Origin of the sequence: Thalassolituus sp. LLYu03 (genome assembly GCF_050507655.1) — a bacterium.
Taxonomy (GTDB): domain Bacteria; phylum Pseudomonadota; class Gammaproteobacteria; order Pseudomonadales; family Oceanobacteraceae; genus Venatoribacter.
Genome location: NZ_CP191496.1, coordinates 3,182,665 through 3,197,576, shown reverse-complemented (window position 1 = coordinate 3,197,576; position 14,912 = coordinate 3,182,665). Strand labels below are relative to the sequence as shown.

Genomic DNA, 14,912 nt, shown 5'->3' with positions numbered 1-14,912 from the left:
GAGAAGGTCCGAAAGGAAAGATCAGAAAGGTAGCGTCACAGGGTATCGATCGGGTCGATATCCAGATGCCAGCGCACCTTGTGCAAACCTTTGTGGTTATCGAGAAACTGCACCAGCGCATCGGCCAGACGGTGCAGCGGCACTCGCTCTTCGGCGTACATTTGCAGCTGAAAACGGAAGCGTCCGGCGCGTCGTTCCATAATGGCCGGAAACGGCCCCATCAGGCTGACCGGCGCCCGGCGCGATGACGGGTGCTGATGCTGCAGCCAGCTCTGCATAAAGGCCCGCGACTCCTGTAACAACTGCTGGGCCTGAATGCGGTCTTCGCTTTCACTGCGCAGCAGCGCCATATGGCTGTACGGCGGCAGTTGCTGCAGCTGGCGTTCCTGTAACAGCGCCAGCGCCAGCGCGTGATAGCCGCTGTCGAGCAACAGGTTGAGCTGCGGGTGGTCGGCGTACAGGGTCTGAATCCAGACTTCGCCCGGCGATTCGGCGCGCCCGGCGCGGCCCGCCACCTGGCAGATCAGCTGGGCGCTGTGCTCCATGCCACGGAAATCGGCACTGAACAGACCGGCGTCGGCGTCGAGAATCACCACCATGGTCACGTCGGGAAAGTGATGCCCTTTGGCCAGCATCTGGGTGCCGACCAGAATGCACGAGCCGCCGTCGTGAATATCGTCGTACAAATCATCGAAGGCCTGTTTGGTGCGCACCGTGTCGCGGTCAACGCGCCGCACCGGCACCTGCGGAAACAGGGCTTCGAGCTGTTCCTGAATTTTTTCGGTGCCCTGACCTATGCCTTCTACCTGCGAACCGCCGCATTGCGGGCAGATGGCGGGAATGCCCTGCTGATAGTCGCAGTGGTGGCAGTGCAGGTGCGGCGGATGGCGGTGCAGGGTCAGGCGTGCATCGCAGCGGCGGCACTCGGCCATCCAGCCACAGTCGCGGCAGGCGAGCAGCGGCGCAAATCCGCGGCGGTTAATAAACACCAGCACCTGTTTACCGGCGTTCAGGTGCTTCTGCATATTGGCCAGCACAGGCTGGGCAAAGCCTGAAATCAGCGGCTGATGCAGAATGCTGTGCAGCTTCATACCCGGCGCGCGGGCGTTGCCGGCGCGCTGGGTCAGTTTGATGTGCAGGTATTTGCCGGTTAAGGCGTTGTGCAGGGTTTCGAGCGAGGGCGTGGCCGACCCCAGTACAATCGGCACGCCGGCCCGGTGGGCACGCACCAGTGCGAAATCGCGCGCCGAGTAGCGCAGGCCGTCCTGTTGTTTGAACGAGGCGTCGTGTTCTTCGTCAAGAATAATCAGCCCCAGATCGGGCATGGGCGTGAACACCGCCGAACGCGTGCCGATCAGAATGCGCGCACCGCCTTCACTGACCTGACGCCAGCCCTGCAGACGTTCGCGGTCGTTCAGGCCGGAATGCAGCAGCGCCACCGGCACGCCGAAGCGGTCCTGAAAGCGGCGTACCGTTTGCGGAGTGAGGCCGATTTCCGGCACCAGCACCAGCGCCTGCTGGCCTTTGCTCAGCACTTCTTCAATCAGACGCAGATACACTTCGGTTTTGCCGGAGCCGGTAACGCCCTCCAGCAAACAGGCTTTAAAACGCCCGAGTTCGGCACTTAATAGTTTCAGTGCATGGTGCTGCTGGCTGTTTAAGGTGTGGCATTGCTGCTGTTCCAGCGCCACCGGCGGCAGTGGCAGTTGCTGGCGTTCTTCGATCAGACCGGCATCGGCGAGACTGCGCAGTTGCGCCAGACTGAAACCGCGCTGGGTCAGATCGCTGTGCGCCCAGTGTTTCTGCACCTGAAACAACGCCCACAGGGCTTGTTGCTTGGTACCGCGCAAAGGTTTTTCCGGCGCCTGGTCTGTGGTTATCCACACCCGCTCATCGGCTTCGTTCAGGTTCGCACCGCGGCGCAGCATGGTCGGAATCATGTGTTCCAGCACTTCGCCCATGCTGTGGTGATAGTAATCGGCCAGCCAGCGGCACAGGTTCAGGCTGTCGGCGCTGATCAGTGGGGTATCGTCCAGCCGCTCCAGCAACGGGCGCAGTTTGCTTTCGGGAACGTCGGTCTGGTCACGGGTGCCGAGCACATAACCCATCAGCAGCTGACGGCCGAACTCCACGCGCACGCGCTGGCCGGGCTGATACCGGCTGGCGTCTTCGCCTGCCACCGGCAGGTAATCAAAGGTGCGGCGCAGCGGCAGGGGCAGGGCGATGTCGACAACGAAGAAAGGCATTCAACCGGGCTTAATGGGCTTGGGGAGGGCCATCATGACACGAAAATCAGGTGCTGCGGACAGGAAAAGTGGCGCCGGGGTATGCTAAAAAACTTGCTGCGGGGGGTGGCTCTGGTATCATGCGCGTCCTTATTGCCCCCAGCAGGGGCGCGGGACGCTGAAATGCCCCCGGTTTTTTTGTAAATCCAGTAACGCGGTGCTTGCAGACACAGGGTCGGTAAGTGGCGGCGTGAAGACTACGAGGTGACTCATGAAAGAAGGTATCCATCCTGAGTACGCTGCGCTGGAAGCAACCTGCTCCTGCGGCAACGTGATCAAAACCCGCTCCACCAAGCCAGGCACCATGTACCTGGACGTGTGCTCCGCTTGCCACCCGTTCTACACCGGCAAGCAGAAGATTGTTGACACCGGCGGCCGTATCGACCGTTTCAACAAGCGTTTCGGTGCATTCAAGAAGTAATTCTTGGCCGACGCAAAAAACCCGCCTTGTGCGGGTTTTTTTATGCCCGCCGTCCGTGGCGGTCACCCTTCGGGCCAGCATAAAGCTGTTGACCGGCCGCTCCCGGCGCCGGTGCTATGCCCACCGTCCGTGGCGGCCACCCTCGGGCCAGCATCAATGCTGTTGACCGGCCGCTCCCAGCGCCGGTGCTATGCCCGCCGTCCGTGGCGGTCACCCTGCGGGCCGCGCCGACGCGCGTCAGCCTTTTAACCCTTCTGTCCTGTTCTTCCGCACTGCACCTGTCGACAAAGCCGACATTTTGCCAATCAGAAAGCCGCGGCTGGCGCTCAGAATTAGCCCGTACGGCCTGTATGGGAAAGTTTCTCTATGGTTTGCTTAAGGTTCTATAGCCGATACCTATGGCACCCTTTAAGAAGTTCAATTTAAAACCGTCATCGATTACCCCTACTATGCTCCTCGTTCCCAACAAACTTCCCAATAACTGATTGGAGCTAAACCATGATCAACACTGAAATCAAACCGTTTAAAGCTACCGCATTCAAAGCTGGCCAGTTCGTAGAAGTGACCGAAGCTGATGTGAAAGGTAAGTGGGCGGTTTTCTTCTTCTACCCAGCCGACTTCACTTTCGTATGTCCAACTGAACTGGGCGACCTGGCTGACAAGTACGAAGAACTGCAGAAACTGGGCGTAGAAGTTTACTCTGTGTCTACCGACACTCACTTCTGCCACAAAGCATGGCACGACAGCTCTGAAACCATCGGCAAGATCAACTACTACATGCTGGGCGACCAGAACGGCAACATCACCAACAACTTCGGCGTAATGCGTCCGGGTGTTGGTCTGGCTGACCGCGCTACTTTCCTGGTTGACCCACAAGGCATCATCCAGGCAATGGAAATCACTGCTGAAGGTATCGGCCGTGATGCAGACGACCTGATGCGTAAAGTGAAAGCTGCTCAGTACGTGGCTGCTCACCCAGGTGAAGTTTGCCCAGCTAAGTGGAAAGAAGGCGAAGCAACTCTCGCTCCTTCTCTGGACCTGGTTGGCAAGATCTAAACTTACTTCGTCTGTGGGCGAACGTCCCACAGTCTTTGTAAGTCGTCTTGCACGCTCTGCGTTGCAAGACGCTTCGTGACACGCGAAGCGATCATTGGCTGAACAGCATTAACGCCGTTCAGCCGCCGATAATCCGGGTATTAACGCCCGGATTATCCCGCCCTTAAGGGCAAGAATTTTTAAAAAGCGTAGTTATCGCAATCTGTTCTGCTGCATATCAAGAAAGCCGGAAGGGTTTGTCGTTTACGCTTGAACGATATCGTCATCATTTAAATACGGATTAACCAACATGCTTGATTCAAATCTGAAACAACAATTGGACGCCTATCTGCAACGACTCGTTAATCCGATTGAGTTGACGGTAGCCGTCGATGGCTCTGCAAAATCCAATGAACTGCTGGAGCTGGCCAAAGAAATTGACGGCCTGAACAGCAAGATCAGCCTGACCGTGCTGGAAAATGCCTCTGGCCGTGTACCGCGTATGGAAGTCGGCCCGCAGGGTCAGAAAGCCCGCGTTACCTTCGCTGGCATTCCGATGGGCCACGAGTTCACCTCGCTGGTACTGGCGCTGCTGCAGGCGGGTGGTTACCCGTCGAAAGAAGAGCAGGCGCTGCAGGATCAGGCCAAAGGTCTGCCCCGCGAACTGAATTTCGAAGTGTATGTATCGCTGTCTTGCCACAACTGTCCGGACGTAGTACAGGCACTGAACCTGATGGCCGTGCTGAACCCGAACGTGACCGCCACTATGGTCGACGGCGGTGTGTTCCAGGCCGAAGTGAAAGAGCGCGACATCATGGCGGTGCCAAGCGTTTACCTGAACGGTGAATTGTTCGGTAACGGCAAAATGACACTGGCCGAAATCCTCAATAAAGTGGATGACGATGCCGACGCCAAAGCCGCTGCTGCATTAAAAGACAAAGCACCGTTCGACGTACTGGTGGTGGGCGGTGGCCCGGCTGGTGCATCCGCTGCAATTTACGCTGCGCGTAAAGGCATCCGCACTGGTGTTGTGGCCGAGCGTTTCGGTGGTCAGGTATCTGACACTGTGGGTATCGAGAACTTTATTTCCGTGCCGTACACCGAAGGTCCGAAACTGGTCGCGCATCTGGAAGAACACGTTAAAGAATACGACGTGGACGTGATGAAAGCGCAGAAAGCCGTGGCGCTGCGTAAAAACAGCAATGGTCTGAACGAAGTGGAACTGGCCAACGGTGCAGTGCTGCAGAGCAAGACCATCATCATGGCCACCGGCGCACGCTGGAGAGAAATGAACGTACCGGGCGAGCAGGAATACAAAGCCAAAGGCGTGTGTTTCTGCCCACACTGTGACGGCCCGCTGTTCAAAGGCAAAAAAGTGGCGGTTATTGGTGGCGGTAACTCAGGTATCGAAGCCGCGATCGACCTGGCCGGTATTGTTGAACATGTGACCGTGCTCGAATTCTCCGACGTGCTGCGTGCTGACGCGGTACTGGTGAAAAAAGCCGAGTCGATGAAAAACATTAAGATCATCAAACAGGCGATGACCACCGAAGTTCTGGGTGATGGTCAGCGTGTCGTCGGTCTGAAATACAAAGACCGCGTAACCGACGAAACCCATGTGGTTGAGCTGGCCGGTATCTTCGTACAGATCGGTCTGGTGCCGAACAGCGAGTTCCTGAAAGACTCTCTGGCACTGACCAACCGTGGCGAGATTGTGGTTGATGCGCACGGTCAGACCAGCATGGCAGGTGTATTTGCCGCTGGTGACGTGACGACTGCACCGTACAAGCAGATCATCATCTCCATGGGTTCAGGTGCGACGGCAGCACTCGGCGCCTTTGATTATCTGATCCGCAATTCCTGATCTTTATTTAAAGGTCAGACCCGATCCCGCAGCACCCGGCGCCACGGCGTTACAGCGGCCACTGTGATTGCTCATCTCACAGTGGCCTCCGGTTTGGGAACCGACCGGCCCGGCGGCAATGATTGCCCCGGGCCGGTTTTTTTATGTCTCTTTTTCACGTTTGTCACCTTCAGGCCCCCGGCCTGATCTGCCTACCCATCAATTGGTATCGAATATGGCGCCGGGCCGGACCATAATGCCGTGGTAACGGCCACGACGGTGGCGGTGCGTCGGCTCCCGACGGGCAGGAATGTCGAAGGGCGTGAATTTCTTAGAGCAAACCGGGGTAATAAACATGGGTCAGGGCGATAAAACTGCGTGGCTGGATCAGCTGCCGCAGGCATTTCAGGATTACCGAGGCGGGCGCAAACTGGACGAGGTGGAGTGTATTGTTCCCGACCTCAACGGCATGTCGCGCGGTAAAGCGATTCCGCTGAATAAATTCTCGCCCGACAAAGCCATTTACCTGCCGATTTCCATTTTCTATCAGACCATCACCGGCGAAGACGTGGAAATGGACATCGAAAATCAGTGGGCCGAAAGCGATATGGAGCTGCGCCCGGATATGTCGACGGCCATGGCGGTGCCCTGGGCCAAAGCGGCTACGCTGCAGGTGATTCACGATCTGTACAGCAGCCGTGGCGAGCCTGTGCTGTGCGCCCCACGCAATGTGCTGAAGCGGGTGATTGCGCTGTTTAATGAACAGGGCTGGAAACCTGTGGTGGCACCCGAGCTGGAATTTTATCTGACCAAGCCCAACGTCGATCCGAACGAGCCGATTGAGCCGCCTGTCGGACGTACCGGCCGTTCCGGTACGGCGCGTCAGTCGTATTCCATGTCGGCGGTGGACGAGTACGGCGAAGTGATCGACACCATTTACGATTACGCCGAAGCCGCCGGTCTGCACATTGATTCTGTGATTCAGGAAGACGGCGCCGGTCAGGTGGAAATTAACCTGACCCACGGCGATCCGCTGCTGCTGGCCGATCAGGTGTTTTATTTCAAACGCATCATCAAAGAAGCGGCGCTGAATAACGGCATGTTCGCTACGTTTATGGCCAAGCCAATGCGCGATCAGCCGGGCAGCGCCATGCACATTCACCAGAGCGTGGTGGATATCAAAACCGGCGACAATATTTTCTCGGACGCCGACGGCAGTGAGTCGGACGCTTTCCGCTTTTACATCGGTGGTCTGCAGCAATATCTGCCGCAGATGATGCCGCTGATTGCGCCCAACGTGAATTCGTACCGCCGCTTTGAATCCGATACCAATTCCAGCGCGCCGACCAATATGGCGTGGGGTTACGACAACCGCGCCACGGGCCTGCGCATTCCGAATTCCGGCCCGCAGGACCGGCGCATTGAAAACCGGCTGGTGGGCGTCGACACCAACCCGTATCTGTCGATCGCCGCGAGTCTGATCTGTGGCTACATGGGTCTGACGCAGAGCATAGCGCCGGCCGAGCCGGTGGAAGGCGAGCCGGGCGACGAGTTCGCCATTCCGACCACCTTTGATGAAGCCTTGCGTCTGTTCACCAAAACCAGCGACGTGCACCGCACACTGGGCGAGGATTTCTGCGAATTATTCGCCTGCGTTAAACGAGAAGAACTGCGCCAGTTCCATCGCGAAATTTCCCCCTGGGAACGCGAGCACCTGCTGCTGAATGTGTAATTGGCATCAGGCCGCGCCGCCTGGCGCGGCTGCCTTAGCCGTGCGCTTTACCCGGTAGCGCGGCTGATTCACCGGCTCGCCGTTGCGCGGGTCGGTGAGTACCGGAACCACGGCATCGCCGGTGTCGCGGTCGATCAAACGCACGTCCACACCGGCCGGCGGAAAATGCTGGTTGCCCCAGGTCATCAGCGCCATCAGCACCGGGCGGAAATCCAGCGCCGCCTGAGTCGGCAGGTATTCATAGCGCGGCGGTTTTTCGCTGTATAACTGCTTTTCCAGCAGGCCGGCTTCCACTAAGCCGTCGAGCCTTTTGCTCAGCATATTGGGCGCAATGCCTAAGCTTTTCTGAAATTCGTCAAAGCGCTTCAGGCCAAACGACACGTCGCGCAGAATCAGAATGCTCCACCATTCGCCCACCTTATCCAGCCCGCAGGCAATGGGGCAGCCCATGTCGGCCAGACTTTTACGACGCATACCGCCTCCTCAGCCGCAGAGTGCAGAGTTACTTTTAACTTGCAAGTAACTGGCATTCTGCAGAAACTATCAAATTGAAAGTTACTATAACTCAGGCCGCCGGTGTCGTGAATCTGCACGGCGGTATCCGCGTAACGCCCGGACATCAGGGCATAGTGAGGCGTATATGACAGACATTCAGGCAGCAGAACTTCATCCGTTTGATCAGGCTGTGCAACTGGACGGCCACGACGGTCTGTATCAGGGGCAGACCACGGCGGCGTTCGCCAATATGGTGGGGCCGTTTGGCGGCATTCTGGCGGCCAATATGCTCAGTGCTGTGCTGCGTCACCCTGAGTTGCTGGGTTCACCCGTGGCATTAACCGTAAACTTTGCCGCGCCCGTGGCCGATGGCGAATTCACTGTGCAGGCGCAGCCGGTGCGCACCGGCCGCAGTACGCAGCATTGGTGGATCACCCTGACCCAGAACGACGAAGTTGCTGTGTCGGCCACCGCCATTACCGCCTTGCGCCGCGACACCTGGGACGCGCAGGACAGCGAATGCCCGGACGCGCCACCGGCCGATCAGGTGCCGCGCATGCCGGCCGTACCTGTGATTCCGCGCTTCTTCCGCAATTACGATCTGCGTCTGGTGCGCGGTGGCATCGCGCCCTTACCGCAGCACGAAGCGCAACCGGCCGACAGCTCGGAAACCCTGCTGTGGGTGCGCGATGAACCGGCGCGTGCGCTGGATTTCCCATCGCTGGCGGCGATCTGCGATGTGTTCTTCCCGCGTATTTTCGTCCGTCGTCAGAAACCGGCGGCGGCCGGAACCGTATCGCTGACCATTCACTTCCATTGCGACGCCGCCATACTGCAGGCCAATGGCCCGCGCGCTCTGCTGGGTCATGCCCGCGCGCATCGCTTCCACAAAGGGTTTTCCGATCAGACAGCCGAGATCTGGACCGACGAGGGCGTGCTGCTGGCCACCACCATGCAGAGCGTGTATTACAAGGAATAAAAGAGCATTCTGTCATCAGCGCTTCACGGCGCTGTGACACAACACAGTGCTTCGTTCTTGTATCGTCATAAAAGGAGTTACCCGTGATACAGGCTTTATTCGCTGCCATTGACCGTAAAGACGCTGACGCCTTCAGCGCCTTCTTAACCGACGACTGCGTGTTCCGCTTTGGTAATCAGCCCGCCGTCAGCGGCCGCGCCGACGTGCAGGCTTATGTGACGGGCTTTTTCAGTTCAGTGCAGGCGCTGAGTCACCGCATTGATCAGCGCTGGCACACCGGCGATGCCGTCATCTGTCACGGCGCTGTTACCTACACCCGCCATGACGGCAGCCTGCTGACCGTGCCTTTTTGCAATGTGCTGAATCTGGCCGGTGATCTGGTGCGTGAATACCTGATTTTTGCCGATACGTCGGCGTTGTACGCCGGATAAGCGCTGCACTGTAGGCCGGATAACCGCTGCGCCGTGGCCCATGCTTAAGGCCATTCGTTGTCGGGCAGTTGGGGAGGGTGAACCGCTCATTTGGCTGGGCTGATTGTTGCCGGTGCCTCCCTATGGCCTGTTCGTCATGTCTTTCCTGTCCGGGGGTTCCGGTAGCCGGCCTGTTGCTCTAGGGTTGTTCAGGTCAATAAAAGGAGAACAGCATGTCGAAGAAGAACGCATCGAAAGCATCAAAAAAAGTGCTGAGCCTGAAAAAATTAATCAAGGCGCGCAAAGCCAAAATTTCCAAGCATGAAGGTAAACTGAAAAGCCTGAAGAAAAAGCTGAAAAAAGCAGCCTGAAAATAAAAACAGCTCCCACGGGAGCTGTTTTTTTATACCTGACATACGCCGTGGCACCACGGCTTTCTCTGCACTCTGCTAAATGTTGCACCGCCGTAAAAACACCTGCTCAAACTGGCGGATGTTCTGCTGAATATAATCAATGAAGGCGCGCATGGCCGGTGTCGGATGTTTGGCCTGCGGGTACACCACACACCAGCTGCGGCGCAGCGGAAAGCCGGCGATTTCCACAATGCGTAAGGTACCCAGCTCCAGTTCCGGCAAGATACTGAGCTTCGGCAGTACCGCCACGCCGAGGCCGGCGATCACGGCGTGCTTCACCGCATCGTTCGAGCCCAGTTCCATGGCCGGTTTCACGTTCAGGCGCGTCTGCTGACAGTGCAGCTCCAGCGCCAGCCGGCTGCCGGAACCCGGTTCGCGCACCAGCAGGCCTGCGTCGAGAAACTCCTGCGCACTGACGTTACTGCGCTCCAGCAGTGGGTGACCGTCCGGCACCACAGGCACCAGTTCGTTATCCAGAAACGGCAGTGACGACAACGGCTTCTCGGCCGGCACCATCCCCATAATCACCAGATCGTCGCTGTTGTCGTTCAGGCGCTGAATGGCCGCGGCCCGGTTGACCACGCGCACGCTGACGGTCACCTGCGGATACAGGCTGACAAAGGCGCGCAGCAAATAAGGCACCACGTACTGCGCCGTATTCACCGCCACCAGACGCAGTTCGCCCGACACATTACCGCCCAGTGCGTCCAGATCGTTCTGCAGATCGTGCAGCTCGCCGAAAATGTGTGTGATGGAGCGCGACAGCCGTTCGGCGGCGGCGGTGGTGAACAGGCGCCGGCCGACGTATTCAAACAGCGGCTGGTTCAGCGCCTGTTCCAGCTGGCGGATCTGGCTGCTGACGGCGGGCTGGGTCAGGCCCAGCAGCTCGCCGGCCTTGCTGTAGCTTTGCTGCTCGTACACCGCTTTGAACACCTGCAGCTGGCGCAGGGTCAGGCGGCTGACCAGTTTCTGGATGGTATGTGGCATAAATTTGGAGGTACGTACGTTTATCTATAAGTAATACCTTATAGATAACAAAGAAAATATCAATTTAAGCTTTTGTCTGCACGGGGCTAGGCTATTTCGTAACCAGAAGATAACCTGGCGCCGGAGTCTCCGGCCGCGACTGGTTGAGGAGGAACCTATGCTGAAGAAAGTTCTGATTGCGAACCGCGGGGAGATCGCGGTGCGCATCGTCCGGGCCTGTGCCGAAATGGGCATCCGCTCGGTGGCGATTTACACCGAACCCGACCGCTACGCCCTGCACGTTAAACGTGCCGATGAAGCCTACTCGCTGGGTGAAGACCCGCTGGCCGGTTATCTCGACCCGGCCCGCATCGTTAACCTGGCGCTGGAAACCGGTTGCGACGCCATTCACCCGGGTTACGGTTTCCTGTCTGAGAACGCCAACTTCGCCCGTCTGTGCGAAGAAAAAGGCATCACCTTTATTGGTCCTAAATCCGGCGTTATTCACAAGATGGGCGATAAAACCCAGGCCCGTGATTCCATGCGCGCGGCGGGCGTGCCCATTACCCCGGGTTCTGATGGCAATCTGGCCAACCTCGACGAAGCCCTGAAACTGGCCGGCGAAATCGGTTATCCGGTGATGCTGAAAGCCACCTCAGGTGGTGGCGGTCGTGGTATCCGTCGCTGTGATTCCGCCGACGAACTGAAAATGCAGTATCCGCGCGTTATTTCCGAAGCCACCAAGGCGTTCGGTTCGGCCGACGTGTTCATGGAAAAATGCATCGTGAATCCGCGTCACATCGAAGTGCAGATTCTGGCCGACAGCCACGGCAACGTGGTGCATTTATTCGAACGCGACTGCTCGATTCAGCGCCGTAACCAGAAGCTGATTGAAATTGCGCCAAGCCCGCAATTAACCCCGGAACAGCGCCAGTACATCGGCGGCCTGGCGGTTAAAGCGGCCGAAGCCGTGGGCTATGAAAACGCCGGCACTGTGGAATTTCTGCTTACCGGCAACGAAGTGTATTTCATGGAAATGAATACCCGCGTGCAGGTAGAGCACACCATCACTGAACAGATTACCGGTGTGGATATTGTGCGCGAACAGCTGCGCGTGGCGGCCGGTCTGCCGCTCAGCTACCGTCAGGAAGATATTCATTACCGCGGTTTTGCCCTGCAATTCCGTATCAACGCCGAAGACCCGAAAAACGATTTCCTGCCGAGCTTTGGCCGTATTTCGCATTACTACGCACCGGGTGGTCCGGGTGTGCGGGTTGATACCGCCATTTACACCGGTTACGAAATTCCGCCGTATTTCGACTCCATGTGTCTGAAGCTGGTGGTGTGGGCCTTAACCTGGGACGAAGTCATTGCCCGTGGTAAACGCGCCCTTGACGACATGCGTCTGCACGGTATTAAAACCACCGCCAACTACTATCAGCAGATTCTGAATCACCCGGATTTTGCCCGCGGTGTGTTTGACACCAGCTTTGTTCCGAGTCATCCGGAGTTGATGAATTACTCCGACAAAAAACACCCAAGCGAAATTGCCCTGGCATTAGCTGCCGCCATCGCCGCACACGCAGGCTGGTAAGAGGAGAAAGGATTATGAGCGCTAAAAAAATCGAAGTTACCGACGTTATTCTGCGTGATGCACACCAGTCGCTGATCGCCACCCGCATGCGTACCGAAGACATGCTGCCGATCTGCGCCAAGCTGGATCAGGTGGGTTACTGGTCGCTGGAAGTGTGGGGCGGAGCCACCTTTGACGCCTGCGTACGCTTCCTGAAAGAAGACCCGTGGGAACGCCTGCGTCAGCTGCGCGCTGCACTACCGAATACCCGTTTGCAAATGCTGCTGCGCGGCCAGAACCTGCTCGGCTACCGTCATTACGCCGACGATGTGGTCGAAGCCTTCGTTGCTAAATCCGCCGAAAATGGCATCGACGTATTCCGTGTGTTCGACGCACTGAACGACGTACGCAATTTAGAAACCGCCATGAAAGCGGTGAAAAAAGCCGGTAAACACGCGCAGGGCACCATCTGCTACACCACTTCGCCTGTGCATACCGCCGCCGCGTTTGTGAAGCAGGCGCACGCCATGAAAGACATGGGGGCCGACTCTATTGCCATTAAAGATATGGCCGGTCTGCTTACGCCGTACGCTACCTACGATCTGGTAAAAGCGCTGAAAGCCGAAATCGATCTGCCGGTGGTGGTGCACAGCCACTCCACGGCAGGTCTGGCACAACTGTGTCAGCTGAAAGCCATTGAAGCCGGTGCCGACCGCATCGACACCGCCATTTCTTCGTTCGCCAACGGCACCAGCCACCCGGCTACTGAAGCTCAGGTAGCGGCGCTGAAAGGCACCGAATTCGACACAGGTCTCGATCTGGAATTACTGGGTGAAATCGCCGATTACTTCCGCGAGATCCGCAAAAAATACCACCAGTTCGAAAGCGAATTTACCCGCGAAGACGTGTCCGTTCAGATCAATCAGGTACCGGGCGGCATGATGTCGAACCTGGCCAACCAGCTGAAAGAACAAAACGCGCTGGATAAAATCCGCGACGTATTTGCCGAAATTCCGCGCGTGCGTGAAGACCTGGGTTTCCCTCCGCTGGTAACGCCAACCTCTCAGATCGTTGGCACCCAGGCGGTGTACAACGTGTTGGCCGGTGAACGCTACAAAACCATCACCAACGAAGTGAAGCGTTACCTGCAGGGTGGCTACGGCGCCGCACCGGCACCGGTCGATGCCAAGCTGCAGAAAAAAGCCATCGGCAACGAAAGTGTGGATGTGGGCCGTCCGGCCGATCTGCTCAAGCCTGAACTGAACAAACTGCGTGACGACATCGGTGCGCTGGCACAGAGCGAAGAAGACGTGCTGACTTTCGCCATGTTCCCGGATCTGGGCCGCGAATTCCTGCAGCAGCGTGCCGACGGCACCCTGAAACCGGAAGAGCTGCTGCCACCGGAAGCGGCGGTAAAAGGTGGTCGCATCAATCCGAAAGTGGCCAGTGAGTTCAAGATCGACGTACACGGCGAAACCTATGAAATCGCAGTGACCGGTGTCGGCGATTACGGCGTGGGCAAACGCAAACTCTACCTGTCGATGGACGGTATTCCGCAGGAAGTGGTGTTCGAGCCGCTGAACGAGTTTGTGGCGGAAGGTAAGAGCGGGCGTAAAAACGCCACCGAGCCGGGCCACGTGACCACCGCCATGCCGGGCAACATCGTTGATGTGCTGGTCAAAGTGGGTGACAGCGTGAACGCCGGTCAGGCCGTGCTGATTGCCGAAGCCATGAAAATGGAAACCGAACTGCACGCCAACATCGCCGGTACCGTGAAGGCGGTACACGTTGCCAAAGGCGACCGTGTAACCCCGGGGGAAGTGCTGATCGAAATCGGCTGATCGTCAGCCGGAGCCTGTGCCTGCCGCGGTGCTTTGTGTCGCGGCAGGCACAACTTCAGAGTTAAAAAATTCATGTTTCCGTAACGGGTAATGCCGTATCCTTGGCGCAATTCGAATGAGGTAATACCGTGGATAAAATCGTACAAGGCGTTATTAACTTCCGGAAAAACGTCTACCCGGAACACAAAGATCTGTTCGGTGCGCTGGCGACCGGCCAGAACCCAGACATTCTGTTTATTACCTGTTCCGACTCCCGCATCGACCCAAACCTGTTAACCGGCTCTAACCCGGGCGACCTGTTTATCTGCCGTAACGCCGGTAATATTGTGCCACCGCACAGTAACGAAACCGGTGGCATGACCGCCTCCATCGAATACGCGGTCGCCATGCTGGGCGTACGCCACATCATTATCTGCGGCCACACCGATTGCGGTGCTATTAAGGGCGCGCTCGATCTGAGCAAACTGAAAGGCCTGCCGCACGTAAAAGAATGGCTGGGTCACTGCCGTTCAGCGATGGAAATTGTGCGTGAGCGCAACGGCATTCCATCGGACGCCTGCCTCGACCACGAACACCTGAACGAAGCCATCGAAGAAAACGTACTGCAACAGGTGCAGCACATCCGCACCCATCCGGCCGTCGCCGCCAAACTGGCGACCGGCAAAGTGCAGATTCACGGTTGGATCTACAACATCAAAACCGGCGGCATCCGCTGCTGCGACAGCACCAGCACCGAGTTTAAGAACTTCGAGGTGCAGTACGCCGACATCATCAAGGGGCTTTAAGCCCCTTTTTTATTACTTTTCTATTACAGATTCACATCATCACGATATTGCTACTAATTCCCTAAGACTGACTAAGTTAATAATAGCCTGTTGACCGCTCGTACGACTTTGGTGTAATTTCCACCCGTTTTTGT

13 protein-coding genes are annotated in these 14,912 nt (G+C 57.4%); 10 read left to right on the top strand and 3 right to left on the bottom strand.

The features are described from left to right. Positions 1-35: 35 nt before the first annotated feature. Positions 36-2,246, bottom strand: coding sequence for a primosomal protein N' (locus tag ACQUQU_RS14230; RefSeq protein WP_430460367.1), 2,211 nt, complete (start codon positions 2,244-2,246; stop codon positions 36-38). A gap of 250 nt (positions 2,247-2,496) precedes the next feature. Here ACQUQU_RS14230 and rpmE point away from each other — a divergent pair, with 250 nt between their 5' ends. The 4 genes from rpmE to ACQUQU_RS14210 all read left to right on the top strand — a co-directional run bounded on the left by rpmE (position 2,497) and on the right by ACQUQU_RS14210 (position 7,316). Continuing rightward, complete coding sequence (gene rpmE / locus ACQUQU_RS14225; RefSeq protein WP_430460366.1) at positions 2,497-2,706, top strand: 50S ribosomal protein L31; 210 nt, start codon at positions 2,497-2,499, stop codon at positions 2,704-2,706. Positions 2,707-3,204: 498 nt separating this feature from the next. Further along, entirely contained in the window at positions 3,205-3,762 is a 558-nt protein-coding gene (gene ahpC / locus ACQUQU_RS14220; RefSeq protein WP_430460365.1) for an alkyl hydroperoxide reductase subunit C, read from the top strand. Between the two features lie 289 nt (positions 3,763-4,051). Further along, positions 4,052-5,605 (top strand): alkyl hydroperoxide reductase subunit F, encoded by a 1,554-nt coding sequence (ahpF, locus tag ACQUQU_RS14215; protein ID WP_430460364.1) that lies wholly within the window; start codon positions 4,052-4,054, stop codon positions 5,603-5,605. Between the two features lie 334 nt (positions 5,606-5,939). After that, positions 5,940-7,316, top strand: coding sequence for a glutamine synthetase family protein (locus tag ACQUQU_RS14210; RefSeq protein WP_430460363.1), 1,377 nt, complete (start codon positions 5,940-5,942; stop codon positions 7,314-7,316). A gap of 6 nt (positions 7,317-7,322) precedes the next feature. On the opposite strand, the gene ACQUQU_RS14205 is transcribed toward ACQUQU_RS14210, so the two are convergent. Then, complete coding sequence (locus ACQUQU_RS14205) at positions 7,323-7,790, bottom strand: winged helix-turn-helix transcriptional regulator (RefSeq protein ID WP_430460362.1); 468 nt, start codon at positions 7,788-7,790, stop codon at positions 7,323-7,325. Between the two features lie 166 nt (positions 7,791-7,956). Here ACQUQU_RS14205 and ACQUQU_RS14200 point away from each other — a divergent pair, with 166 nt between their 5' ends. From ACQUQU_RS14200 to ACQUQU_RS14190, 3 genes are all read left to right on the top strand, one after another. Further along, positions 7,957-8,790: an acyl-CoA thioesterase gene (locus tag ACQUQU_RS14200; RefSeq protein ID WP_430460361.1), complete on the top strand. Its 834-nt coding sequence runs from the start codon at positions 7,957-7,959 to the stop codon at positions 8,788-8,790. An 83-nt stretch (positions 8,791-8,873) separates the two neighbouring features. Further along, a complete protein-coding gene (locus ACQUQU_RS14195) occupies positions 8,874-9,221 on the top strand; it encodes a nuclear transport factor 2 family protein (RefSeq protein WP_430460360.1) in 348 nt (115 codons plus the stop codon). 212 nt (positions 9,222-9,433) lie between these two features. Beyond that, positions 9,434-9,571 (top strand): hypothetical protein, encoded by a 138-nt coding sequence (locus ACQUQU_RS14190; protein WP_430460359.1) that lies wholly within the window; start codon positions 9,434-9,436, stop codon positions 9,569-9,571. A 78-nt stretch (positions 9,572-9,649) separates the two neighbouring features. Here ACQUQU_RS14190 and ACQUQU_RS14185 read toward each other — a convergent pair whose 3' ends face one another. Next, the gene (locus ACQUQU_RS14185; protein ID WP_430460358.1) at positions 9,650-10,600 is read right to left on the bottom strand and encodes a LysR family transcriptional regulator; all 951 of its coding nucleotides are present in this window, start codon (positions 10,598-10,600) and stop codon (positions 9,650-9,652) included. A 157-nt stretch (positions 10,601-10,757) separates the two neighbouring features. Between ACQUQU_RS14185 and ACQUQU_RS14180 the strand changes: the two genes are divergently transcribed. The 3 genes from ACQUQU_RS14180 (at position 10,758) to ACQUQU_RS14170 (ending at position 14,778) form a co-directional block, all read left to right on the top strand. Continuing rightward, complete coding sequence (locus ACQUQU_RS14180) at positions 10,758-12,173, top strand: acetyl-CoA carboxylase biotin carboxylase subunit (RefSeq protein ID WP_430460357.1); 1,416 nt, start codon at positions 10,758-10,760, stop codon at positions 12,171-12,173. Positions 12,174-12,187: 14 nt separating this feature from the next. Further along, positions 12,188-13,993: a sodium-extruding oxaloacetate decarboxylase subunit alpha gene (gene oadA / locus ACQUQU_RS14175; RefSeq protein WP_430460356.1), complete on the top strand. Its 1,806-nt coding sequence runs from the start codon at positions 12,188-12,190 to the stop codon at positions 13,991-13,993. 128 nt (positions 13,994-14,121) lie between these two features. After that, positions 14,122-14,778 (top strand): carbonic anhydrase, encoded by a 657-nt coding sequence (locus ACQUQU_RS14170; RefSeq protein WP_430460355.1) that lies wholly within the window; start codon positions 14,122-14,124, stop codon positions 14,776-14,778. Positions 14,779-14,912 lie beyond the last annotated feature (134 nt).